This is a genomic window from Sphaerisporangium sp. NPDC049003 (assembly GCF_043197795.1).
Taxonomy (GTDB): Bacteria; Actinomycetota; Actinomycetes; order Streptosporangiales; family Streptosporangiaceae; genus Sphaerisporangium.
This window is the reverse complement of the sequence record NZ_JBICTU010000020.1, coordinates 118237-141523: the sequence shown is the minus strand read 5'-3', so window position 1 is coordinate 141523 and position 23287 is coordinate 118237. Positions and strand designations below refer to the sequence as shown.

Below are 23287 nucleotides of genomic sequence, written 5' to 3'. Positions count from 1 at the left end.
CTATGCGACGCAGACACAGCACGCGCATATATCCCACGCCCACTAACCTGCCGATGACGGATCAAAAAGGACGACATATCCGTCTCGCGAGAAGATTTCATGGTATCCCCGCTGTCGCAGCAGTTCGACGTCCGCAGCCTGGTCTTGGAGCGAATCGAAGTGCGGCTGCTTTTCTTTGAGGTCAGCCAGAATCCATGGGGCACGCTCGGGACGTGCTGCGGTCTTCGCAGCCCAGGCCACGACCTTTGTACGAGCCGACATGTTCGGACCGACGGCACTCGCCGCTTCTACGAGGACGTCGTCCGGAATCTGGCGCATGGCTTCCACAGCCGCTGCGGATCGGGGACCGGCCTTGTACCAGTTCGGCATGAACACGTTTCCGAATGCGAAGAAGGGCACGATACCAACTGCTACGACCGCTGTTACGACGGTCCAAGTCGGGGTGAACCAGTTCAATCGCCGTCCTTGAACGGCCCGGCGAAGCCGCACCGCTCCATCGACGCCGGCGCAGCAGAGGGCCATCACGATCGCGGCGTTGTAGTGGTAGCGCGTCCCCCACCAGCCGGCGGCGCCGGGATCGGTGGCAAGCATGCGTTCGGCCAGCAAGGCGGCGGGCGCCAGGACATAGGGCGACAGCAGTGGAAGGAAAAGGAGAGGAGCAATGAGCAGGAGAAGCGTCCACAATTTGGTGTCCGGGGTGGAAAGAACGCTAAGGATCTCCTGGGGCCGGGTCATGATGCGTGTGACTGCCGCGCCGGGGGTTCTGCCCCACTCGCTGTAGTACCAGTAACGGGCGGGGTCACCACCGAAGGCGGGCATGATCACGTTGCTGGTCAGCCACAGGAACCCCACGCCGGTGGCGATCATCACAGTGCCTGTACGGCGCCATTCGTGGACGAGGAGAAGGCTCACCCCGAGACCGATGACGAAGAGCGCCAGGTCTTCCTTGACCATGAGTAGGGCAACTGCCGCCGCCAGCACGTGCGATCGACGCCGGGCCTGCAGTCTTTCGAACAGAATTGCGGTGATCAGCGGTACGAAGGCGTACTCATGGAAGTGAAAGTTCACTGCCTCGGCGACGGGCCAGGACAAGAGGTAGGCGACACCGAGCAGATATGCGGCTCTTGCGCCGAGTACACGCTTGACATAAGTCCAGAAGGGCACCACTGCCAGGGAGAGAAGGGCAGCCTGCGCCACGATGAGCGTCTGCGGGCCGTTATGGATCCAGTACAGCGGAGCCAGCAACGCGAGGATCGGCGAGAAGTGATCCCCTAGCAGGGAGAATGCCGATCCGAGCTCCTGCCAGTTCCCCTTCACGAACGACAGGGGGGGACCGAAGTTCGCATACCCTCGTACACCCTGGTCGAAGATGACCAGGTCATAGATTCCTGTCCGGAATGTGTAGAATTTGACCAGCCCAAGCAGTGAGTATCCCAAGAAGGCTAATAAGGTAAGGGTTCCTACAAGACCGTGGTGGAGACACATAGGAGATCGACGCGTAGACATGACGCGGATCATCCCACGATTTCCGGTGTGCGACCGACGTCGGCAATGAGAGAATCATCCCAGCCCGACCGGTTGCGACGACAAGCCTGCACCAATGAGGGCGCTTCGAATCTCAAGCACCGACGGATCAACCTCACACAATCATGGATATCCGCCATGAGTCGAATAGTGTGTCATACCTCAACGACGCAAACGCGGAATTGCAGCACAAAATGGCGTGCCTTCGGCATCAAGTACGGGTTAGGGGAGGTTGAGGCGTAGGGCCTCGGCGATCCAGGTGTGGGCGCGGGTTTGTGGGGGTGGCCATGGGGTGTTCTGGATCGTGGCCACCAGTTCCCAGTGGCGTACGGCACGTGGGTCGTGCTCCTCGTAGCCCCGCGAGAGCGACCGCCGGAACTCCGGGGTGTCGGCCTCGCCGTGCATCGTGCCGAGCAGGGCCACCAGCCGGTCGAGGATCGGCCCCGCCTCGGCGGATGCGGGTTCCACCCCCTCGTCGAGGGCGGTGAGCGCGGTCTCGACCACGGCCTCGTTGACCTCATCCCAGCCCGCCGCGTCAGGCTTCCCGGCCCGCTGCCGCTTCTCCCAGAAGCCGGTGCTCTGCCGGCGAAGACTCGCCCGGTAGTCGTCGTCGGAGAGCAGCTCGACCAGCTCCAGCCACGCGTCGAGCTGCTCGATCGTCGGCTCGGCGGGCAGCTCGGGCACCATGGCCTCCCTCAGCCGCGTCAGCCACTGCTCGCGGGCGCGGATCCCGCCTCCGACCTCGGCCACGAACGAGTCCATCATCGCCTCGCGCTCGGCGGCCCCGAGGCGGCCGAGGGTGTTGAGCCTGCGCAGGTCGGCCTCTGAGGTGTCGCCCCGGTCGAGTGTGGCCCGCAGGACGGCCCGGGTGCGCTGCAGGGCCTTGAGCTGGGTCTCCACCGAGCGCAGGTGCAGGGCGAGCACCTGACGGAGATCGCGCTCGCCCAGGGAGCGGATCGTCGCGAGGTCGACGCCGATGTCGCGGAGGGCGCGGACGAGCTCCAGCCTCGCCAGGTCGCTCTCGCCGTACATCCGGTAGCCGGCCGGGGTGCGTGACCGCTCGGGCAGGACGCCGACGTCGGAGTAGAACCTGATCGTCTTCACCGGCAGCCCGGAGAGCTTGGAGAGCTGCCCGATCGTGTACGTCCCGTGGCCCATGAGGCCTACGTCAGACCGGCGCGGCGGGCGCGTTCGACGACGCCGCCGATCACCTCGACCAGCTCGTCCACGTCGGCCCTGGTCGAGGTGTGGCCGAGGGTGAACCGCAGCGACCCGCGCGCCCGTACGGCGTCGGACCCCATGGCCAGCAGCACGTGGGACGGCTGGGCGACGCCCGCGGAGCAGGCGGAGCCCGTGGAGCACTCGATGCCCTTGGCGTCGAGCAGCATCAGCAGCGCGTCGCCCTCGCAGCCGGGGAAAGAGAAGTGGGCGTTGCCGGGAAGGCGCTCGCCGGGATGGCCGTTGAGGATCACGTCGGGCACCGCCTCCCTGACCCTGGCGATCAGCTCGTCGCGCAGGGCCCGCAGCCGGGCCGCCTTCTCCTCCCGCTGCTCCACCGCCGCCCGTACGGCCGCGGCGAACCCGGCGATCGCCGGGGCGTCCAAGGTGCCCGAGCGCACGTCGCGCTCCTGACCACCGCCGTGGAGCACCGGGACCGGGTCGACGCCGCGCGCCAGCAGCAGCGCTCCCACGCCCATCGGGCCGCCGAGCTTGTGCCCGGACAGGGTGAGCGCCTCGACGCCCGACTCCGCGAACGAGACCGGCAACTGCCCCACGGCCTGGACCGCGTCGGTGTGGAACGGGATGCCGTGCTCGCGGGCGATCGCCGCCAGCTCGGGGATCCGCTGGACAGTGCCGACCTCGTTGTTGGCCCACATGACGCTGACCACGGCGACGCGCCCGGGATCGCTCTCGATCGCCGCCCGGAGGGTGTCCGGATGGACGCGGCCGTACTCGTCGACGGGCAGGAGCTCGACGGACGCGCCCTGCCGGTCGCCCAGCCAGTGGGCGGGATCGAGGGCCGCGTGGTGCTCGACGGCGCTGATCAGCACCCGGTCGGCCCCCGCGGCCTGGCGGCGCGCCCAGAAGAGCCCCTTGATGGCGAGGTTGTCGGCCTCCGTGCCGCCGGAGGTGAAGACGACCTCGCTCGGCCGTGCTCCGAGCGCGCCGGCGATGGTCTCGCGCGACTCCTCGACGACCCTGCGAGTGCGGCGGCCCGCCGCGTGGAGGGACGAGGCGTTGCCGACGCGCACGAGCTGTGCGGTCATCGCCTCGATCGCTTCGGTGAGCATCGGCGTGGTCGCCGCGTGGTCTAGGTATGCCATGACGTACCCAGGGTACCCAGTTTGCGACTGTACCGTCTGGACGGTATAGTTCCGGATGTGAGGAAAGATGAGCTTTTGGACGCGGCGGAAAGGCTGCTAGCCGATCAGGGGGCCCCGTGCCTGACCCTGTCGGCCGTGGCCGAGCGCGCCGGCGTGAGCAAAGGCGGTCTCCTCTACCACTTCAACACCAAAGAGGCCCTGGTCAAGGGCATGATCGAGCGGCTCGTCGCCGACTTCGACCACTTAGTCGCATCCCAGGACGAAAGCACCTACACCCGGGCCTACCTCGCCGCGACGTTCATCGCGATCAAGAGCGGGCGCCTGAGACGCTGGGCGGTGGTCACCGGCGCGGCCGGCGACCCCGAGCTGCTCGCGCCCCTGCGCGAGGCGATGGCCAGGTGGCATCGCGAGGGCATGGAGACCGAGGCCGACCCGATGGCGGCGCAGATCGTCCGGCTCGCGTGCGAGGGGTTGTGGGATGTGGTGACCCACGACCCGGGCTTCTACGGCGAGGCCCACTACGAGGAGCTCCACCGCGGGCTCCTGGCGCTTCTCGCGAGCCCTTGACCCTCCCGGCGCTTCTCAAGAGCTTTTGACCCTCCTGAGGCTCCTCAAGAGCCCTTGACCCTGGCGCTCACCCTTCCGGGCCGTTCCAGGAAGGGCCGTCCCCGTGCGCGGTCCCGCCTGACCCGGGCCGCCTCCGGCCGGTCCCGGTCTTTCACCCGGGGGCCGGGCTCCGTACTCCCCCCGTCCGCCTGAGCAGGGCAGGCTGTTCCCTGCCGCGCCCCGGCCCGGCAGGCGTGCCTCCCCAACCCGGACGCGCCCCTGGTACGGCCCCGCCTGACCAGCGACGGCGTCGCGCGCCACCACGGCGTGCCAGGAGCGGCAGACCCCCCACGTATCCACACACCCTTACGCCCTCGTGCAGAACCCTTGAAAGGACCCTGTGATGACCCGCGACCTGAGGACCGCCCGCTCCCGGGCGATCCTCACCTTCGTCCTCGCCGGCCTCATGTGCGGCACGTTCACCGTGCGCATCCCCGCGCTGACCGACAAACTCGGCCTGTCCGAGGCCTCGGTCGGCGTCGTGCTCCTCTCGTGGGGGCTCGGGGCGCTGGTGACCATGCAGTCCATGCGCGGGGTGATGGCACGGGCGGGCAGCCGCTCCGTCCTGCGGGTCGGGGCTCCGCTCTGCGCGGCATCGCTGCTCGGGGTGGCCTTCGCCCCGTCGTTCCCGTGGATGGTGGTCGCGGCCGGGCTGTTCGGCATGTTCTTCGGGGCCGTGGACGTCGCGATGAACGCGCAGGGCTCGGCGGTGGAGCGCGCCTACGGCCGCCCGCTGATGAACGGCATGCACGCCGGCTGGTGCGTGGGCGCCATGTCGGCCGGCCTGCTCGGCACCGTGGCCATCTCGGCCGGGGTGTCGTTCACGGCCAACCTGGCGGCGGTCGCCCTGGTGTCGGCCCCCGGAGCGTATCTGCTCAGCCGCGGCTTCCTGCCGGACCCGGTGTCCACCGAGACCGGATCCGGCGAGACGAGGCGGCGGATGCCCCCGGTGGTGTACCTGCTCGGCGCGATCGCGTTCGGCGCCTTCATGGTCGAGGGCGCCGTCGCGGACTGGAACGGCCTGTTCCTGCGTGACACCATCGGCGCGCCCGAGGCGGTCGCCGCCCTCGGCTACCCGATCTTCGAGGCGGGCATGCTGGTCTCCCGGCTCACCGGCGACCGGCTGCGCACCGGGTTCGGCGCCCGCCGCCTGATCATCGCCGCCGGGCTCGCCACGGCCGCGGCCTTCGCGCTCGTGATCACCACGTCGTCCCCGGTGGTCGCCGTCGGCGGGATGATCCTCATCGGCCTCGCCGTCGCGACGGTCTCGCCGATGGCGATCTCGCTGGCCGGTACGGCCACCGGCAACCCGGGCCCGGCCATCGCCCAGACCGGTGCGATGGGGTACGCGGGCCTGCTCCTCGGGCCCGTGGTGATCGGCTTCATCAGCCACGCCGCGACGCTGCGGGTGGCGCTCGGTGTGGCGGTGGTGCTGGGCGTGCTCATCGCGGTGGCCGCGCGCTTCCTGCCCCGCTCGGAGACGCGTACGGAGACGCGTACGGACGGCGCCGAGATCCACGAGCTCGCGGACAGGGAGCCCCTGAAGCTGGCCGCGTGACCACGACGGTCACACCGGCGCCCGGCCAGGAAGCGGACGGCGCCGCCCCCGCCTTCGCGGGTGCGGCGCCGTCCTCTCCACGTGTGACCGCCGTCGGCGGGCGAGGTGGTTACTTGCGCTTGTCGACCTCTTCGGTGAGCTGCGGGACGACCTGGTTGAGGTCGCCCACGACGCCGAAGTCGGCCAGCTCGAAGATCGGAGCCTCAGGGTCCTTGTTGATCGCGATGATCGTCTTGGCGGTCTGCATGCCGGCCCGGTGCTGGATGGCCCCGGAGATGCCCGCCGCGATGTAGAGCTGCGGCGACACCGTCTTGCCGGTCTGCCCCACCTGGAACTGGTGGGGGTACCACCCGGCGTCGGTCGCGGCGCGCGAGGCGCCGACGGCGGCGCCGAGCGCGTCGGCCAGCCTCTCGATGATCGAGAAGTTCTCGGCCGAGCCGACTCCACGGCCGCCGGAGACCACGATCGCGGCCTCGGCGAGCTCGGGGCGGGCGCCCTTCTCCTGCACGACGCGCTCGACGACCCTGGCCGTCTTGGCCGCGTCGGACAGCGAGAGCGACACCTGCTCCTCGGCCGCCGCTCCCGCGGAGGCCTCGGGGGCGGTGGAGTTCGGGCGGACCGCGACGATCGGGGTGCCCTTGACGACCTTGGACTTCACGTTGACGCCGCCGCCGAAGATCGACTGCTCGGCGACGAAGCCGTCACCGAGGCCGACCGCGTCGGTGAGCACGCCGGAGTCGGTCTTGATGGCCAGGCGCCCGGCCACCTCCTTGCCCTCGGCGGTCGCGGCCACGAGGACCGCCGCCGGAGAGGCCGAGGAGACGAGCTGGGCCAGCAGCTCGGCCTTCGGCGCCACGACGTAGTCGGTGATCTCGGCGGAGTCGGCGACGTAGACCTTCTCCGCGCCGTACTCGGCCAGCTTGGCCTTGGCGTCCGCGGAGTAACCGGGACCGGCCCACACCGCGGAGGGAGCGCCCAGCGAGCGGGCCAGCGTCAGCAGCTCCAGGGTGACCTTCTTGACCGCGCCGTCGACGTGCTCGACGAGAACCAGAATCTCAGCCATCGGTCCCCCTTAGATGAACTTCTTCGACGCGAGGAAGTCGGCGGCCTTGGAGCCGCCGTCGCCCTCGTCCTTGACGATGGTGCCGGCCGCGCGCGGCGGGGCGACGGCGAACTCCGCCACCTCGCTCCAGGCGCCGCCCAGGCCGACCTGGGAGGTGTCGATCTCCGCGTCCGCGACGCCGAGGGTCTCCACCGGCTTCTTCTTCGCGGCCATGATGCCCTTGAAGGACGGGTAGCGCGGCTCGTTGATCTTCTCGACCACGGAGACGACGGCGGGCAGCGTGGCCTCGACCCTGTCGAAGCCGTAGTCGGTGACCCGCTGGATCTTGATGGCGGACCCGTCGATGTCGACCTTGCTCGCCAGCGTGAGCTGCGGCGCGCCGAGGCGCTCGGCCAGCATGGCGGCGAGCACGCCCGTGCGGGCGTCGGTGGACTCGGAGCCGAGGATGACCAGGTCGAAACCGATCTTCTTCAGCGCCTGGGCCAGGGCGTAGGAGGTGGACAGCGCGTCCGAGCCGTGCAGGGCGTCGTCGAGGAGGTGGACGGCCTTGTCGGCGCCCATCGCCAGGGCCTTGCGGATCGTGTCGGAGGCCTTGCTCGGGCCCATGGTGAGGACGGTCACCTCGCCGCCGTGGGCCTCCTTGATCTTCAGCGCCTCTTCGACGGCGTATTCGCACAGCTCGTTGATGACACCGTCCGCGGCGTCACGGTCGAGCGTGTTGTCCTTCGAACTCAGCTTGCGCTCGGTCGCCGTGTCGGGGACCTGCTTCACGCAGACGACGATGTTCATGGCCGGTGGCCGACCTCCCGTTTCACAGGCGCCACCACATCGCTGGGCTGGCGCCGATTCCTCGGCACGTGCACGTGGGGTACGCACACGTCGTGCGGGCTGCCCCGGTGACCGGCACCGGGAGCCGCCTCCAGACTGTCATGCGCCCTGGGGCGCCGTGACGTTGGGTGGCCCGGGACGATCTCCGTGTCGGGGACCATCCCTTCCTCCCGTTATGTTACCCGCTAGTAGCTTAGGGGCAAACTCGCAGCCGTACCGGCTCTCGCGACCTTCATTTCCCACCCTACCGAACCTTATTCCAGAGCTTCCGCGCACGGCGGATCAGCTGGCGAACGCGACCATCACGAGCACGACCATCACCGTCGCCAGGGCGAGCAGCAACGTGGAAGGGCTGAACAGCGCGGTCAGCGCGGCGTACAGACCGACCGTACCCGCCCCGCCGACCAGGTCGAACACCACGCGCGCCCGCGCTCTGGCCGCGACGCCCAGCCCCGCGTCGACCAGCACCCCGATGCCGTACGCCGCGAGGACCAGCAGGGACATCTCCGGTACGTACGCCCGCACGGCGGCGGCGACCAGCCCGGAGACGACGCCCGTGCCGACCACCCAGCGCTTGCGCACCTTCTCGCGATGCCGGGCCAGCGCCTCGTCGACGGAACCGGAGGCCTCCCGCGCGCCCGGCCTCCACTCCTGGGTGGGAGGCTCGCGGACCCCGGAGACGGGCCGCCGCGCCGGGGGCACCGACACCTGCGGCGCCACGACGCCCAGCCTGGCGCAGAGCTGCGCCGCCGTGGGCCGGGCAGCGGGGTCGGCCCGCAGGCACTCGCCCAGCAGCGGCACCAGCCACGAGGGCACCTCATCGAGGTCGGGCTCGTGGTGGACGACGCGGTAGGCCACCGCCGTCGCCGGCCCGGTGCCGTACGGCTGCCGTCCCGAGGCGGCGTAGGCCACGGTGGCGCCGAAGGAGAACACGTCGGCCGAGGGACCCGCCTCCCCGCCCTCCAGCACCTCGGGCGCGAGGTATCCGGGCGTGCCGAGCACGGCGCCCGAGGCGGTCACCGAGGCGGAGTCGAGCGCGTACGCGATGCCGAAGTCGATGACGTGGGGCTCCCCGTCGCCGATGATGACGTTCGCCGGTTTCAGGTCGCGGTGCACGATGCCGGCTCCGTGGATCGACGCCAGCGCCTCCGCCAGCCCGCGCGCCAGCCGAACCAGCTCCTCGCCCCGCAGCGGGCCCCCGGTGGAGACCACCGCCGCCAGGGACCGGCCCTGGACGTACCGGGTGACGAGGTAGGGCCGGGGGCCGGTCAGGGAGGCGTCGAGCACCTCCGCGATGTGCGGGCCCCGCACCCGGCGCATGGTCTCGACCTCGCGGCCCAGCCGGGCGAGCGCCGCCTCGTCGGCCGCGACGTGCGGATGCAGGACCTTGACCGCGACCGTGTGCCCCTCGGGGTCGAGCGCCAGGTGGACCTCGCCGAACCCGCCCGCTCCGAGCCGTGACAGCAGGCGGTAGGGCCCGAGCTGACCAGCCGTCGGCACGCTCATGGCACTCCTTCCGGCCCCGTCTACGCGATCGCGCCCTCGGCGAACCTTTTTCCAAAGTCGCGATCGAGGAAACGATGACCAGGTCATTTACTCCAGAAGGCGAGGAATCCGAGGCCGAGGTTGTTCATGAGGTCCTTGACCAGGCCGCCGATGAGACCCATGGCGCTGCTCCTGGCGTGGTCGCTCAGAGCGCTGATCGCCTTCGACGGCGCCTGCCAGGGGATCCAGGAGGGAACGGCGGACATCGCGGTCACCACGGCGAAGAACGCCAGGGTGCCGACGATGATCGTCGCCACCATCCCCGCACCCGGGCTGCGGATCACGGCGGTGAGCGTGCGGGCCACGGCCTTGCGCGGCGGCCCGCCACCCGGCAGCAGGAACAGCCCCCCGACGAACGCCGAGGCCGCCCACGAGGCGGCGGCGTCGGTGGTCATCCCGCCGAGGAAGTACAGCGCGCCCCACACGCACAGGCCGAACATCCCCGCCAGCGGCGTGACCACGACCGTCATGAGAGCGGCCTTGATCAACGCCCACGGCGTGCCGAGCACGGCGAGCAGCGGATCGCTCGCGCTGTTCCCCCGGACCGAGCGGCGCTCGGCCAGGTCGCTCCAGAGGTACTCGCCGACGCGCAGGCACAGGGCCACGACGACCATGAGGACGCCGACCAGCACGGGGAGCATGCGCGCGCTCGCGAGCGCGACGACCAGCATCAGGGCCGCGAGGAGCGGGTGCCCGGTGCGGTAGCGCGGGCGGTCGGGCTCGCGCCTTCGCTCCTGCTCGGCCGCGTACGGCCCCCGGCCCTGCTCTGGCGCGTACGGGCCGCGCCCCTGGTCGGGGAGGTGCGGGCGGGCGTTGGTCGGCGGGGGCGCGACGCCCCGGGTGGCGGGCCCCATGGGCGGCGGCGGAGGATAGCCCGCCACCCGCTGGTCCACGTAGGGCGCCGGGGCGTGCTGCCCGGGATGCCCGTACGGCGCGGGCGGGTAGGCCGGAGGGGGCGCGAACCCCGGGCCGCCCGGAGGCGGCAGGAAGGCGGCGGGCGCGGCGGGCGCGGCGGGCGGGGCCGGCGGCGGCGCGGCGGCGCGGTTGCCGCGCCGGCGCTCACGCTCGGCCTCGGCGTACCGCACGGGGGGCAGCAGGTCGGAGTAGCTGTCCTCGGACGCCGGCTTCGTACGCTTGGTCGGCGGGAGGTCGTCGAGCGCGCGGTCGGCCGCCGTGCCGTTCAGCACGTGGGTGCCGTCGGGTGTCGAGCCGTTCAGCACATGCGTGCCGTCGGAGGCGGCGCCGTTCAGCACGTGGGTGGCGTCCGGGACGGACCCGTCGAGCACACGGGTGCCGTCGGGGACCTGCCCGCTCCCCTGGACGGTGTCGAGCCTGCGGGTGTGGCCGGTCCGCGCCGGCGGGCCCTCCTGGAAGGAGGTCACGCTCGGGTCGAGGGACCTCGCCATCGCCAGCAGGCCCTGGGCGCTCGGCCGGGCGCCCGCGTCCACCGCGAAGGCGGCGCGCAGCCAGCCACGCAGCCACGGGGGCGCCTGGTCGATGCTGGCCCGGCCCTCCATGATGTTGTAGCAGACGATCTCGAACGAGCCCGACCCGAAGGGCGGCTTGCCCGTCGCCCCGAAGAACACCGTGGCCGCCAGCGCGTGCACGTCGGCCGCCTGGGTGATCCCCTCGTCCCTGATGATCTCGGGCGCGAGGTAGCCGGGGGTGCCGACGAACATGCCGGTCTGCGTGAGCCGGGTCGCGTTGACCAGGTGGGCGATGCCGAAGTCGATGACCAGCGGGTCGCCGTCGACCAGCATGACGTTCGCCGGCTTGAAGTCGCGGTGGATGACGTCGGCGGCGTGGATGGCGATCAGCGCCTCGGACAGGCCGCGCGCCAGCCGTATGACCTCGCGCGCGGACAGCGGGCCGTCCGAAAGGACGGTCTCCTCCAGCGTGCGGCCGGGCGCGAACCTCGTCACGATGTAGGGCGTGGCCCCCGTCAGCTCGGCGTCGAGCACCTCGGCGACGCGCGGGCTGCGCACCCGGCGCATGGTCTCGACCTCGCGGGTCAGGCGGTCGCGGGCCTTGAGGTCGGCCGCCACGTGCGGGTGGAGGACCTTGACGGCGACCTCCCTGCCCTCCTGGTCGAGGCCGAGATGGACGACGCCCATGCCGCCCTCGCCCAACCGGCGCAACAGCCGGTAGGGACCGAGTCTGTCCAGCGTCTCCGGCACCGTTTCCCCCGTCATCCTGCCTTCCTTTGAAGGCCTTCCAATCGATCGAGCCAGGTGGACACGTCCACCGGACTCCAGACTGCCTCCCCGGCGGGCATGACGAGCAGGCTCACCGCGTAGACGGCCACGAGCGCGGCCGCAAGGCCGAAGATCACGGTGATCGCCGCCGCGGCGCCCTTGGAGGGGAAGGCGGCGGCCAGAGCCCTGGTCATCTGGCGGCCCGGCCCCTCGACGCCCGGCCCCGCGCAGATGACCCACAGGGAGACGGCGACCCCCCAGCTCAGAGCCATGCTCCCGGACGACTTCACGAGGAAGGTCAGGACGAGCGTGACCGGCACGCCCAGGATCAGCGCGTACGGCACGAGCGCGACGGTCACGCCGATGGACTTGGCCAGCGCCCCGGGCTGCCCGAGCACGCGGAGCACGTCGGAGGCGGCGGCGGAGGCCGGGCGTCTGGTGGCGAGTTTCGGCTGGGCGATGTCGGCGGCCCTGAGGAGCATGGCGGCGACGACCCCCAGCGCCGTCACCACGACCGGGACCACCACGGCGGCGCCGACGACGACGAACAGCGCCAGCACGCTCGCCACGCCGTACACCGGCGACCGCCGCAGCAGGTCGTCGCCGTGGCCCTGGTGCTGCCCCAAGCCGTGCGTCGCTTCCGGCGGGAGGTGCACGGTCGGCACGTAGGGCGCGGGATGCTCCTGCCGCACGTGCGGCGTCATCTCGAACAGGTCGGGGGCCTGCTCGAAGAGCGCCTGATGGTGGTACGGCCGCGCGGGGGGCCCTGCCGGGGACGCCTGCGCGGCCGGGGGCCGCTGGTGCGAGCGCGGCGGCGGCACCGGCCCGGCCGGCCCCGCCGGGGACGCCGGGGTGGCGCGGTAGGGCTTGGCCTGGACGTCGAGGTCGCTCAGCTCCTCGGGCCTCACGCGCCGCGTCGGCACCTCGCCCTGGTCGAGCGGCGCGGGCTGGGCGGCCTTCCACGGCTGGGCGGGCGTCGGCGGGGCGTACCGGGTGGGCACCTGGCCCTCCCCGGAGCCCTGCACCCCGGAGCCCTGGACTCCGCCGCCCTGCATCCCGGCGCCTCGCACCCCGCCGCCCTGGGCTCCGGTGCCCTGGGCCCCGGTGCCCTGGGCCCCGGTGCCCTGGGTCCCGGTGCCCGGGCGGGCACCGGGCGCGTCGGTGGAGACCGGCCGCTCGCGGGAGATGCCGGCCCTGCGAAGCTCGTCGCCGGTCACGCGGACGGTCGGCCACGGGTCGCCTGCCACGGCCCCGGGGCTCTGCGGCGCCTCGCCGAGCAGGGACACGTACTCCTCGGCGGGCTTGGCCGGTGCGACCGGCGTGCCCGGAGACGGCACCCCGGGGCGCATGGCCGTCCCCGTGGCCGGATTTCCCGACATGTCAGGAACCGTGAGGATCTCGTCGGGGACGTTTGGACGGCCCTGCCCCGGGCCCGGAGGCACGAGCCGGGAGAGCTGCGCGGCGAGCTCGGCGGCGGTGGGCCGCCTGGCCGGCTCGCGCTGGAAGGCCGCGCGGAGCAGCGGCCGCAGGATCGCCGGGGCGGCGTCGACGTTGGCCTTGCCCGCGGTGATGTTGTAGAACACCATCTCCAGCGTGCCCTTGCCGAACGGCGGCTGGCCCGTGGCGGCCATGAGCATCGTGCCGGCCCAGGCGTGGACGTCGACCTCCGGCCCGGCCTCGTGTCCCTCGATGATCTCGGGGGCGAGGTAGCCGGGGGTGCCGATGAACATGCCGGTCTGCGTCAGCCGGGTGGCGTCGACGGCCTGCGCGATGCCGAAGTCGATCAGCACGGGCTCGCCGTCGAGCATCAGCACGTTGCCGGGCTTGAGGTCGCGGTGGATGATCCCGGCGGCGTGCACCGTGGCGAGGGCATCGGCCACACCATAGGCGAGCCGCAGCAGCGGGCCGACGGCGAGCGGTCCGTCCTGCTTGACCGTGTCGTCCAGGGGCTTGCCCGGGACGTAACGGGTCACGATGTAGGGGCGGCTGCCGGTGACGTCGGCGTCGACGACCTCGGCGATGTGCCTGCTGCGCACACGGCGCATGGTCTCGACCTCGCGCGCGAGCCTGCGGCGCGCCACGTCGTCCCCGGTGACCTCGGCGCGCAGGACCTTGACGGCGACCTGCCTGCCCTGGGAGTCGAGGGCGAGATGGACCACGCCCATGCCGCCTTCACCGAGCCGCCGGAGCAGCCGGTAGGGGCCCAATCGGTCGTCCTGATTCATCTGATCTCCGGCGGTGCCCCGGCATTGGTGTCCGGAGTGAAGCGCCTTGCTCCAATTGTCACATTTCGCTTACTTTGCGCAATGCCCATACCGGAAAACACCGGTCGGCAATTGATGACGTGGCCCGCCGACAGAGCCGGCTGCCATCGCGGCGGGCAACCCCCGTTGCCAGCCGACCGGTAGCCGACCGCCCCCGTGCGGCTACCGCTCTCTCCCTTCGGCCCATAGTGGCGATGAGAGCACTCCGCGGGCATCCGCCCGCGGTTCTTGACGGCACGTAGCACCATACCGGCTTAAACCCCGCCCATGAGATGAACCAGGAGGCCACATTCCCGGTAGTACAACGGATAAAGCGGCCCCCAGGGTTTCCCATATCCGGAAAGTCTTACAGGGCGGACACCTCACTGGGCGAGTGCCACCACGTCGGCGGTCTTCAGGCGGGTCAGGGCCTCACCGGCGAGCGCCAGCTTGGAGCCCCTGATGCCGCTGCCGATGACGACGTACGGCTGCCGCGCGACCTCCGCGTCCACGAGCACGGGCCAGTCGTCGGGCAGGCCGAGGGGCGTGATGCCCCCGAACTCCATGCCCGACATCTCCACGGCTTCCCGTTGCGGGGCGAAGGAGGCCTTACGGGCGTCCAGGTGCCGGCGGATCACGCCGTTGACGTCCGCGCGCGTCGTCGCGAGCACCATGACGGCGGCGTAGCGCGTCTCGCCGCCCCGCTTCGCCGCCACGATCACGCAGTTGGCCGACTCCCCCAGCCCCACGCCGTACCGCTCGCAGAAGGCGGCGGTGTCGGCGAGTGCCGGGTCGATGGGCGCCACCGCGACCTCGTCGGTCATGGTCGCAACTGCCCGGGCCACCGGGTCGGCGAGCAGGTCGCGCCGTTCCCCCGCGGGCACCCAGTCGAGCGTGCCCAGCCTCATGGGTCACCCCTCCTTCAGTACGCGGTGATGAAGCTCGGTCACCACCTTACGGGCGGACTCGAAGGCCCCGGCCTGCCAGGCGATCAGGTGGGTGAGCCAGTCGCCCGCGAAGTAGACCCGTCCGGCGGGCCGCTGGAGCAGCGAGAACCCGTTCATCGACGGCCAGCGCACCCACGAGCCCTCGATGTGCGGCTGCCGCCGCCAGGCGACCGAGACGCTCGTGAGCAGGTCTTGGCCGTACCTGCCTCCGTGGACCTTCCGTCCCTGGACCAGGGCCCGGCGCAGGCGCTCACGGTGCGGCAGCCCGTCGTAGCTCTCGGCGTCCTGCCCGGTGTTGTAGTAGCCGACGATCAGGCCGCGCTCGGTGTGGAACCCGTAGGAGGGGTACCAGATGTGGCCCACGTCCAGGTCGGTCTCGGTGGCGCCGCCGTACACGCGGTCCTCGATCTCCCACCAGCGACGGCCGAATTCGAGGCCGAGCTTGCCCGCCGACAGCGGGACGGGGGCGGAGAGCGCGGCCCTGACGTCGGCGCCGAGGTTGCCCGGGATCTTCGCGAGCAGGTGCGGGGGGAGCGCCGCGACGCAGTAGTCGGCCTTCAGCGGGGCCCCGTTCTCGACGGCGACCTCGACCCCCTCGGGCCGGTTCGTGATCTTCGTGACCCGCGTGCCGGTCCTGATGCGTTCGGCGCCGACGCGTCCCGCGAGCGCGCGGACGATGGAGTCCATCCCGCCCACGGGCTGGAACATCGGCATCGCCTGCTCGTAGCCCGCGTCCATGGTCAGCATCCGGCCGAGGCCCTGGCTCAGGATCTCGGTGAGCGAGGGCGGCGGGCCGAGGGGGGTGCCCGGCCCGACTCCCGGGTTCACGCGGTACCCCCGCCGCTCGCCGCCGGTGTACCCGCGCGTCTGGCCGATCTCCCCGAACTCGGAGAGGAAGTCGAGCAGCCGTTCCTTGTCGGCGCCGGTCAGCTCGGCGTCGAGCGCCCCCGCGTCGGTGGCCTTGGCCAGCAGCTCGGAGATGTACCCGTAGGCGTCGGCGCGGGCCGTACGGGCGCGCACGGGCCGCTTCATGCCGGCCGTGAGGACGTAGGCGCCGGCGTTGTTGTTGACGAAGACCTCAAGGGGGACGCCCAGCTCGCGGCAGTAGTCGAGCGTCACCATCCACTGGGCGATGCGGGCCGGTCCCGCGTTGAAGTAGGTGCCGGCCCCGAAGGCGACCCGCTGGGTCTCACCGCCCGCACCCGAAGTGTCCGGCAGCTCGGTCACGGCGTCCCCGCCGCGCAGGGTCAGGCTGCGCCCGCCCACGCGGTCACGGGCCTCGACGACCGTGCAGTCGTACCCGGCCTTGCCCAGCTCGTACGCGCACGCCAGCCCGGCCACGCCCGCGCCGAGCACGAGCACCCTGGCCGGACCCCCGCCGCGCAGGGAGAAGTCGGAGGGCTGCGGCGGGACGTACGGGGCCGGGGCTCCCGCGCCGCCGACGGGGCGCACGGGCGCCGTCTCCTTGGAGGGGGCCAGTCCCAGCACCCCCATCGCGGCGTACATGGCGCCGGCGCCACCGGCCGCGCCGATGCCGACGAGCAGCGACCTGCGCGTCAGCCGGTCACGCCCTGGTAACCCATCGGTCTCCATGGGTCAGCCGTACACGCCGCTGCCGCAGGCCACCTGGCCCGCGAGCGTCGCGAAGACGCCGAGCAGGCCCATGATGTCGCGGAAGTCCTCGGTGGTGAACTCGGTGTGCCGGGGGCCCACCAGCCGGACGCCGGGGACGAGGGCGCAGCCCGAGGCGATGGCGGTCGAGTTCCACTCGACCCCGAGCGTGAACGGAGGCGCGACCTCGTGGGGCCGGAAGTCGCTCAGGCGGTTCAGCGCCCGGGCGGCGGCCTCCCGGATCAGCGCCTGGGCGACGCTGGGCGGCAGCAGCTCGGCGGAGAACCTGTCGATGCCCTTCTTGACCGCGACGGTCTCGACGTCGCCGAGGAGCGCGCGGGCCTCCTCGCAGACCGCCTCGTCACCGGTCACCAGCGCGACCGGCACCCCGAGGAACCCGGCGAGCCCGGCCACCAGCCGGGTCTCCCCGCAGACCTCGCCGTTGAGGTAGACGTTGTGGATCTCCTTGCCCATCCACGTGTGGTTGAGCACTCCGTGCTGGACGCCGGCCCGGGCGTGGTACCCGGCGAAGCAGGCGGCCTGGAAGTCGGCGGTCAGCCCCTGGGCCATGCGCATCGGCTTACCCGGGCCCCGGATCAGCGAGGCCCTCGCGTCGAGCAGGTCGACGCGGAGGTTCTTGGTCGATCCGTGGGCGTCGTTGACGACCACGGCGGAGGCGCCCGCCTCGAAGGCCCCCGCGATCACGGCACTGGCGTCGGCGGTCATCAGCTCGCAGCCGCGCTCGTAGCCCCGGCCCCCGGCGTGCATCTCCTCGGGGTCGGTTAGCCCGGTCACGCCCTCCATGTCGACCGACAGGTAAACCTTCATCGCCGTCCCCAGCTCTCCACCCGCTCCATGTCCTCCGCGTTCATGAACCCGAACTCGTCAAGCATGGTCGACTCGATCCCCCTCCGCCATGGTTCGGGGATCTCCTCGACGGCCGGAGGGTAGCACCGCTCCAGCCACAAGGTGGACTCGCGCGTCGCCCCGAGGTACCCGGCGGCCCTCGCGAAGGGGGTGTCCTCGATGCCGGGCACGTGGGCGCAGCCGTACTCGATCATCTCCTGGCCCCCGTACGGCGGCGGCTGCTGCCACTTGCGCGCAACCGGCCGGTCCGCGGTGATCGTGGTCTTCATCGGGCGCCGCTCGATGGCGGCCTGGATGAGCTCCTTGTACAGGCACTTGCCGCACCGGCCGCACGGGCCGTCGCTGTCGCCGCGCAGGCACCAGCGCACCTGGTCCCGCAGCTCGGAGCCGAGCGCGAGCCGCATCGTCATGGCCTCGCTGATCCCGCCCACCGGGAGGACCAGGGGCAGCCCCGCGGCGGCGAAGAGGCGTCCCCACGGCCCGTGGGCCGACCACATGGGGTTGTCGGGGGTGTACCTGTGGACGTACCGGCCGCCGCCGAGCCACCGCGAGCCGATCTCGTACCCCAGCGCCACGCCGCCGAGGTCCATGGCCCCGGCCAGCAGGACCGCGCCGGCCATGACGGCATGGTGCTCGGGATACCCGGGGCGCGGGTGCCGCAGCAGGAACTCCAGGTCGGACTCGACGGTGGTCACGTCCCTGCCGGTCTTCCGGGCAAGGCCGGCGAGCACGTCGGACCGGTAGTGCGTCCACCGGTTGGGGACGCGGGGGTGGCTCACCCTGCGGAAGTGGACCAGGGGCGCGTCCGGCAGGATCGCCGCCACCGCCACCGAGTCCGCGCCGCCGCTGTAGGAGATCGCGAGCCGGGTCCCCGGCGTCCGGGGCGACTCGCCGGCCGGTCCCGCCTCGACGCCCCAGCCGCTGTGGAGGGCCGCGGCCAGCTCGGAGGAGATGGGGCGGTCGAAGACGATCCTGCCGGACGTCCAGGGCGCGACCACCGTCCACGCGGCGAGTGCCCGCAGGTCAGGATGGACGGACGCCTCACCGGTCGAACGCGGCAGCCGCAGGTGGCAGGTGTCGGTGGCGAGCTCCACCCGCTGGCCGTCGGTGACGGTGCCGGTGAGGTCCTCACCGGGATCCAGCCGGAGGCGCAGCCTCCAGAGATCGCCGTCCACCGCCCAGCCCACCCTCATGGGGCCGCTTTCTCCGAGCCCCCGGCCTCGCGGATCGCGTCGATGGCCTGCCAGATCAGGACCTCGGACTGGAGCACGTGGTCGACGGCCGAGGCCGTCTCCGTGGCGAGCCGGTGGGCGTCCTCGACCCTGGCCGCGAGCTTCGGGTCGGTGGAGGGCGCGGTCGGGCCCGCAGCACGCCGACGGAGCTGGTCGACCTCGCGCCGCAGCGCCGTGACCTCCCGCTTCAGCGCCTGGACCTCCCACAGGGAATCCCGGACGTCCTGCCGGTGATCGGCCCGCGTCACGTAACGGCCGTCCAACCGGCCAAGTATGGCGCGCCGGACCCGCAGAGGCGCCAGGACGCGCATTACAAACCGCGACATGATCGGTCACCTTAGCGGGAAACCATGATCTCTCCGAACTGCCGATGAATACCGTTATGTCATATTCCCCATGGTGGCACCGCCCCGGCCCGGTGCTACGGGCACGCCCGCCGTCCGCCCTTCCCGCGGCGGCGTGCCCGCAGGCCGTACGAGCCGGTCAGCGGCCGGTGAACTCGGGCTTGGTCTTCTCGGCGAACGCGCGCAGCCCGGCGCGGGCGTCCTCGGTGGCGAACATGCCGGAGAAGTGCAGCCGCTCGATCTCCAGGCCGGTGGTCAGGTCGACGTCGAGCCCGTGGTCGACGGCCTGCTTGGCGGCGCGCAGCGCGACGGCCGGGCCGTCCGCGAACCGCTCGGCGAGGGCGAGCGCCTCCGCGTGGACGTCGGCGTCGGGGACGACCTTGTCGACCAGGCCGATGGCGAGCGCCTCGGCCGCGCCCACGTGGCGCCCGGTGAAGATGAGGTCCTTGGCCCTGGCCGGGCCGATCAGGCGCGGCAGCCGCTGGGTGCCGCCCGCGCCCGGGATGATGCCGAGCGTGATCTCGGGCTGGCCGAGCTTGGCGCCCTCGCCCGCGATGCGGAAGTCGGCGCAGAGGGCCAGCTCACAGCCCCCTCCGAGGGCGTAGCCGGTGATCGCCGCGATGACGGGCTTGCCGATCTTCGCCACGGCGGTGAAACACGCCTGGAGCTCCCCCGAGTGTGCCGACATATCGGCATACGTCATGTCGGCCATCTCCTTGATGTCCACCCCTGCGGCGAACACCCGTTCTCCCCCGTAGATGACCACGGCGCGCACGGCCGGGTCGGCGTCCACCTGGCGGGCGCACGCGGCCAGCTCCCGCTGGACCTGCCCGTTGAGGGCGTTCATCTTCGGCCGGTCCAGCCGGATGGTCGCGACCCCGCCGCCGGCCTCGACACGTACGAACTCCGTCATGACGCCCTCCTCAGTGGTACGCGCCCCGATCCCGGGAGCGCGGCACCACCACGATACGGGCGGGCGCGATCAGCGGATCGGCACCCCGGCGCGCGCGACGACCTCGCGGTAGACCCGCTCGTACCCGGTCGCCATGGACATGACGTCGAAGTCGCGCTCCACGTGCGCGCGGCTGTCGGAGGGGCGCAGCCCGTCGACCGCCTCGATGGCGGCGGGCAGCTCGTGAGGGTACCGCCGGACGAACCCCGTGACCCCGTCGACCACCACCTCGGGCACCGACCCGAGCCCGAGGGCGACCACGGGCGTCCCGCAGGCCATGGCCTCGATCATCACCAGGCCGAAGGGCTCCTGCCAGGTGATGGGGAAGAGCAGGCAGCGCGCCGCCGCCATGAGCTGGCGCTTGCGCACGATGTTGGCCTCGCCCTCGTACCGGGCGTCCGGCCCGAGCCTCGGGCGGACGTGCTCGTTGAAGTAGGCGAACTCGGCCGGCTCGACGAGCTTGCCCGCGAGCACGATGCGCCGGCCGGCCGCGCGCGCCGCGTCGATGGCCAGATGGGCCCCCTTGTCCCCGGCGAACCGCCCGATCCACAGGACCCAGTCCTCTTTGCGCTCCCTGTAGGGGAACGTGCGGGTGTCAACGGCGTTGTACACCTGCCCGACCCAGTTGAGGTCGGGGGCGTAGGTCCGCTGGGCGAGCGAGATCGACACCAGGGAGATGCGGTCGCCCAGGGTGCGGTAGTACTCCCCGAGCTCCCCGTCGGCCGGCCCGTGGCAGGTCACGACGGTCGGGGCGGTCCTGCCCAGGGCGGTGAGCGGCCCCGCGAGGGTGTGGTCGTGAACGATGTCGGCGTCCAGCTGGGCCAGGAGCCGGGCGGCGATGGCCGTGTGCAGCACCTCCGGCATCGGCTCGCCGATGCGTTCGGAGGGCGCGCGGCTGTAGGTGCGCAGGAAGGGTGCCTTGGTCGTGGTCCTGCCCGCCCCGATGAGGGTCACATCGTGGCCGAGCCTGATCAGGCCGCCGACGAGGTCGGACAGCATCGCCTCGATGCCGCCGTACCCCTTGGGCGGCACCTCCGACCACGGCGGCGCCACCATGGCGATATGCAGGCCTCCAGAGCCTCCGGCCTGTCGCGGAGCGTGCCGCCGCCCAAAGACGCCGATCGATGTGGCCATGTCGGAGCGCACCTCCAGCCGGATCCCCGGAGTGCTCATACCCCTCCGTGACGTCGCGAAATCAGTCACGGTCCGGCGCGGAGACCGCCGTCGGCGGGCGCGGTTCGTTGATCAGCTGGACTCCCCCGGGGAGCCCGCAGACGGTGGCGGAGTCGTCGCCTTCCTGCACCTTCACCATGAGCCTGGCCTCACCGAGGGGCAGGTTCGACACCTGGAGAAGGCCGAACCCGTCAGGCAGCGCGGGCGCCACCCACACCTTCCCGTAGGGCACCCACGGGTCGAACCGCAGCAGCGACCTGACCAGGTGGATGGGTGTGGCCGCGGCCCACGCCTGGGGCGCGCACGAGGTCGGGTACGGGATGGGCGCAGGGAACTCCTCACGCCCGAACCCGCAGAACAGCTCGGGGAGCCGCCCGGCGCACGCCTGCGCCGCCTCCAGCAGCCCCTCGGCGATCCGCTGGGCCGCCTCGACGAAGCCGTAGCGCATCAGCCCGGCCACGATGATCGCGTTGTCGTGCGGCCAGACCGACCCGTTGTGGTAGCTCATCGGGTTGTAGGCGCCCATGTCGGTCGCCAGGGTCCTCACGCCGTACCCGCTGAACATCTCCGGCGACACCAGGTGCTCGGCCACGGACGGGGCCTTGTCCTCGTCCACGATCCCCGTCCACAGGCAGTGGCCCATGTTGGAGGCGAGCGCGTCGATCAGGCGCCCCTCCCCGTCGAGCCCCATCGCGTAGTAGCCCCGCTCGGGGATCCAGAACCGCTCGTTGAACGCCTCCCGCAGGGCCTCCGCCTGCTTCTCGCAGCGCCCCTCGGTCTCGGCGTCCCCCTCCTCGTGGGCGAGGTTGGCGCGCGCGATGTAGGCCGCGTAGACGTACCCCTGGGCCTCCGCCAGGGCGATCGGAGCCCTGGCAAGGCTGCCGTCGGAGTAGTTCACGCCGTCGAACGAGTCCTTCCACCCCTGGTTGACCAGGCCGCGGTCGGTCTTGCGCCGGTACCACAGGAACCGCTCGCACTGGCCGTAGTCCTCGATCCAGCCGAGTGCCGCGTCGGCGTGCGGGAGGAGCCGCCGTACGTCGTCACCGGCCAGGCCCCAGCGCCGCAGCTCGCCGAGGAGCATGACGAACAGCGGGGTGGAGTCGACCGACCCGTAGTACGGCTGGCCTCCGGCGGAGGCGGGCGCCCCCGGCTCCACGCCGTACCGGAGCTCGTGGAGGATCTTGCCGGGCTCCTCCTCGGTGAGCAGGTTGACCTTGGTGCCCTGGAGCTCGGCGAGGCGGCGCAGCGTGCCGAGGGCCAGGGTCTGGTCGAGCGGGAGCGCGAACCACGAGGTCAGCAGGGAGTCCCTGCCGAAGAGGGTCATGAACCAGGGCGCGCCGGCCGCGATCGAAGGAAGCTCCTCCGGGCGGTCCTTCTCAAAAAGCCTCAGGCTGCCGAGGTCCGTCCTCGACCTGCGGAGCGCCTGGGCCAGGGGGACGTTCGTGGTGCTGATGGCCGGGCTGCTCCGCACCCATTCGGCCAGGCGCATGGCCGGTTCGGCGTGCTCGACCGGGCGGCGCGCGGAGAACCAGGCGGGCGCCTCCTCCCCGTCGAGGATCGGGTTCACCTGGAGGGTGACCCGCCACTCGCTGCGCGCGGGCACGACGGTCCTGAAGGTCAGCAGGCCGGGTATCGCGTTGAACTCCGCCCCCTCGGAGTCGGCGATGACCCGCGCCCCCCGGGACCGGCTCGCCGAGACGATCTTCAGCCCGGTGCTGTCCACGATCGTCTCGACGTCGGTCACCCACTGGATGCGGTGGGCCTTGACCTCGAACAGGTCGGCGATGTCGGAGGCGACCATCAGGGTGACCAGGCATCCCGCGGCCTCGTCGGCGAGGTTGCGCAGCGTGACGTCCTCACGCAGGCCGCCGCCGACGTAGCGATCCCTGATCACCAGCATCGTGCTGTCGGCCCGGCCGGGCCGGGGCGGGGTCCGTCCGAGGAAGGTGGCGTGGTACGGCTCCCCCGGCACCACCTTCAGGCTCTCAAGGGGGGCGTCATCGACGCGCAGTTCCCACCGGGACACCAGGCGGGTGTCGGCGTAGTACACGCCTTGGGCCCCGCCCGGCAGGATGTCGCCGTTCTGCTCGCATACGCAGAACGATCCCCCCTCGACCAGCGTGGTCGTGGTGTCGCCCAGGGCTCCCGGCTGTCCCTCGAATGTCCAGCCTTCCACGGCGGATCACGCTCCTTCACGGATGAAATCGCGTTGCCTCCGTCAGCCCTGCCCAGTCGGCAGCCAGTACATTCGGGATAGCTTGCCCGTTTTGTGGTG

18 protein-coding genes are annotated in these 23287 nt (G+C 71.7%); 2 read left to right on the top strand and 16 right to left on the bottom strand.

From position 1 onward, the window contains the following. Window positions 1-42 precede the first annotated feature (42 nt). The 3 genes from ACGFIV_RS22560 to ACGFIV_RS22550 form a co-directional block, all read right to left on the bottom strand. Window positions 43-1437, bottom strand: a complete 1395-nt coding sequence (locus tag ACGFIV_RS22560; protein WP_392837433.1) for a DUF2079 domain-containing protein — start codon at window positions 1435-1437, stop codon at window positions 43-45. 309 nt (window positions 1438-1746) lie between these two features. Continuing rightward, window positions 1747-2682, bottom strand: coding sequence for a MerR family transcriptional regulator (locus tag ACGFIV_RS22555; RefSeq protein ID WP_358550827.1), 936 nt, complete (start codon window positions 2680-2682; stop codon window positions 1747-1749). 5 nt (window positions 2683-2687) lie between these two features. After that, complete coding sequence (locus tag ACGFIV_RS22550) at window positions 2688-3848, bottom strand: cysteine desulfurase family protein (RefSeq protein WP_358550825.1); 1161 nt, start codon at window positions 3846-3848, stop codon at window positions 2688-2690. A 57-nt stretch (window positions 3849-3905) separates the two neighbouring features. Between ACGFIV_RS22550 and ACGFIV_RS22545 the strand changes: the two genes are divergently transcribed. Both ACGFIV_RS22545 and ACGFIV_RS22540 read left to right on the top strand, forming a co-directional pair. After that, a complete protein-coding gene (locus tag ACGFIV_RS22545; protein WP_358550823.1) occupies window positions 3906-4415 on the top strand; it encodes a TetR/AcrR family transcriptional regulator in 510 nt (169 codons plus the stop codon). 382 nt (window positions 4416-4797) lie between these two features. Continuing rightward, window positions 4798-6012 carry an MFS transporter gene (locus ACGFIV_RS22540; protein WP_358550821.1) on the top strand — a complete coding sequence of 405 codons (1215 nt, stop codon included), beginning with the start codon at window positions 4798-4800 and terminating at the stop codon, window positions 6010-6012. A 109-nt stretch (window positions 6013-6121) separates the two neighbouring features. Here the strand turns inward: ACGFIV_RS22540 and ACGFIV_RS22535 are convergent, their stop codons facing one another. From ACGFIV_RS22535 to ACGFIV_RS22475, 13 genes are all read right to left on the bottom strand, one after another. After that, complete coding sequence (locus ACGFIV_RS22535) at window positions 6122-7075, bottom strand: electron transfer flavoprotein subunit alpha/FixB family protein (RefSeq protein ID WP_392837429.1); 954 nt, start codon at window positions 7073-7075, stop codon at window positions 6122-6124. A gap of 9 nt (window positions 7076-7084) precedes the next feature. Continuing rightward, the gene (locus ACGFIV_RS22530; protein ID WP_358550817.1) at window positions 7085-7864 is read right to left on the bottom strand and encodes an electron transfer flavoprotein subunit beta/FixA family protein; all 780 of its coding nucleotides are present in this window, start codon (window positions 7862-7864) and stop codon (window positions 7085-7087) included. A 321-nt stretch (window positions 7865-8185) separates the two neighbouring features. Further along, window positions 8186-9409: a serine/threonine-protein kinase gene (locus tag ACGFIV_RS22525; RefSeq protein ID WP_358550815.1), complete on the bottom strand. Its 1224-nt coding sequence runs from the start codon at window positions 9407-9409 to the stop codon at window positions 8186-8188. 83 nt (window positions 9410-9492) lie between these two features. Then, the gene (locus ACGFIV_RS22520) at window positions 9493-11640 is read right to left on the bottom strand and encodes a serine/threonine-protein kinase (protein ID WP_392837426.1); all 2148 of its coding nucleotides are present in this window, start codon (window positions 11638-11640) and stop codon (window positions 9493-9495) included. Then, window positions 11637-13868: a protein kinase gene (locus tag ACGFIV_RS22515; RefSeq protein WP_392837424.1), complete on the bottom strand. Its 2232-nt coding sequence runs from the start codon at window positions 13866-13868 to the stop codon at window positions 11637-11639. Before ACGFIV_RS22515 ends, ACGFIV_RS22520 begins: the two co-directional genes overlap by 4 nt. A gap of 401 nt (window positions 13869-14269) precedes the next feature. Continuing rightward, window positions 14270-14794: a YbaK/EbsC family protein gene (locus ACGFIV_RS22510; RefSeq protein ID WP_392837422.1), complete on the bottom strand. Its 525-nt coding sequence runs from the start codon at window positions 14792-14794 to the stop codon at window positions 14270-14272. 3 nt (window positions 14795-14797) lie between these two features. After that, window positions 14798-16426 (bottom strand): FAD-dependent oxidoreductase, encoded by a 1629-nt coding sequence (locus ACGFIV_RS22505; protein WP_358548111.1) that lies wholly within the window; start codon window positions 16424-16426, stop codon window positions 14798-14800. 3 nt (window positions 16427-16429) lie between these two features. Beyond that, window positions 16430-17272, bottom strand: coding sequence for a M55 family metallopeptidase (locus ACGFIV_RS22500; RefSeq protein ID WP_358548108.1), 843 nt, complete (start codon window positions 17270-17272; stop codon window positions 16430-16432). Then, window positions 17269-18504, bottom strand: coding sequence for a DUF6395 domain-containing protein (locus tag ACGFIV_RS22495; protein WP_392837418.1), 1236 nt, complete (start codon window positions 18502-18504; stop codon window positions 17269-17271). Before ACGFIV_RS22495 ends, ACGFIV_RS22500 begins: the two co-directional genes overlap by 4 nt. Then, window positions 18501-18869 (bottom strand): hypothetical protein, encoded by a 369-nt coding sequence (locus ACGFIV_RS22490; protein WP_358548102.1) that lies wholly within the window; start codon window positions 18867-18869, stop codon window positions 18501-18503. Before ACGFIV_RS22490 ends, ACGFIV_RS22495 begins: the two co-directional genes overlap by 4 nt. Window positions 18870-19026: 157 nt before the next feature. Next, the gene (locus ACGFIV_RS22485) at window positions 19027-19800 is read right to left on the bottom strand and encodes an enoyl-CoA hydratase-related protein (protein ID WP_358548100.1); all 774 of its coding nucleotides are present in this window, start codon (window positions 19798-19800) and stop codon (window positions 19027-19029) included. Window positions 19801-19869: 69 nt separating this feature from the next. After that, window positions 19870-21012 carry a glycosyltransferase family 4 protein gene (locus tag ACGFIV_RS22480; protein WP_358548098.1) on the bottom strand — a complete coding sequence of 381 codons (1143 nt, stop codon included), beginning with the start codon at window positions 21010-21012 and terminating at the stop codon, window positions 19870-19872. A 22-nt stretch (window positions 21013-21034) separates the two neighbouring features. Continuing rightward, window positions 21035-23188, bottom strand: coding sequence for a glycogen debranching N-terminal domain-containing protein (locus ACGFIV_RS22475; RefSeq protein ID WP_358548096.1), 2154 nt, complete (start codon window positions 23186-23188; stop codon window positions 21035-21037). Between the last annotated feature and the right edge of the window lie 99 nt (window positions 23189-23287).

Excerpts from the sequence above, each read along its gene's own strand:
- ACGFIV_RS22555 (WP_358550827.1), bottom strand. The coding sequence starts at position 2,682 with ATGGGCCACGGGACGTACACGATCGGGCAGCTCTCCAAGCTCTCCGGG.
- ACGFIV_RS22550 (WP_358550825.1), bottom strand. The coding sequence starts at position 3,848 with ATGGCATACCTAGACCACGCGGCGACCACGCCGATGCTCACCGAAGCG.
- ACGFIV_RS22540 (WP_358550821.1), top strand. The coding sequence starts at position 4,798 with ATGACCCGCGACCTGAGGACCGCCCGCTCCCGGGCGATCCTCACCTTC.
- ACGFIV_RS22535 (WP_392837429.1), bottom strand. The coding sequence starts at position 7,075 with ATGGCTGAGATTCTGGTTCTCGTCGAGCACGTCGACGGCGCGGTCAAG.
- ACGFIV_RS22530 (WP_358550817.1), bottom strand. The coding sequence starts at position 7,864 with ATGAACATCGTCGTCTGCGTGAAGCAGGTCCCCGACACGGCGACCGAG.
- ACGFIV_RS22525 (WP_358550815.1), bottom strand. The coding sequence starts at position 9,409 with ATGAGCGTGCCGACGGCTGGTCAGCTCGGGCCCTACCGCCTGCTGTCA.
- ACGFIV_RS22520 (WP_392837426.1), bottom strand. The coding sequence starts at position 11,640 with ATGACGGGGGAAACGGTGCCGGAGACGCTGGACAGACTCGGTCCCTAC.
- ACGFIV_RS22515 (WP_392837424.1), bottom strand. The coding sequence starts at position 13,868 with ATGAATCAGGACGACCGATTGGGCCCCTACCGGCTGCTCCGGCGGCTC.
- ACGFIV_RS22510 (WP_392837422.1), bottom strand. The coding sequence starts at position 14,794 with ATGAGGCTGGGCACGCTCGACTGGGTGCCCGCGGGGGAACGGCGCGAC.
- ACGFIV_RS22505 (WP_358548111.1), bottom strand. The coding sequence starts at position 16,426 with ATGGAGACCGATGGGTTACCAGGGCGTGACCGGCTGACGCGCAGGTCG.
- ACGFIV_RS22500 (WP_358548108.1), bottom strand. The coding sequence starts at position 17,272 with ATGAAGGTTTACCTGTCGGTCGACATGGAGGGCGTGACCGGGCTAACC.
- ACGFIV_RS22495 (WP_392837418.1), bottom strand. The coding sequence starts at position 18,504 with ATGAGGGTGGGCTGGGCGGTGGACGGCGATCTCTGGAGGCTGCGCCTC.
- ACGFIV_RS22490 (WP_358548102.1), bottom strand. The coding sequence starts at position 18,869 with ATGTCGCGGTTTGTAATGCGCGTCCTGGCGCCTCTGCGGGTCCGGCGC.
- ACGFIV_RS22485 (WP_358548100.1), bottom strand. The coding sequence starts at position 19,800 with ATGACGGAGTTCGTACGTGTCGAGGCCGGCGGCGGGGTCGCGACCATC.
- ACGFIV_RS22480 (WP_358548098.1), bottom strand. The coding sequence starts at position 21,012 with ATGAGCACTCCGGGGATCCGGCTGGAGGTGCGCTCCGACATGGCCACA.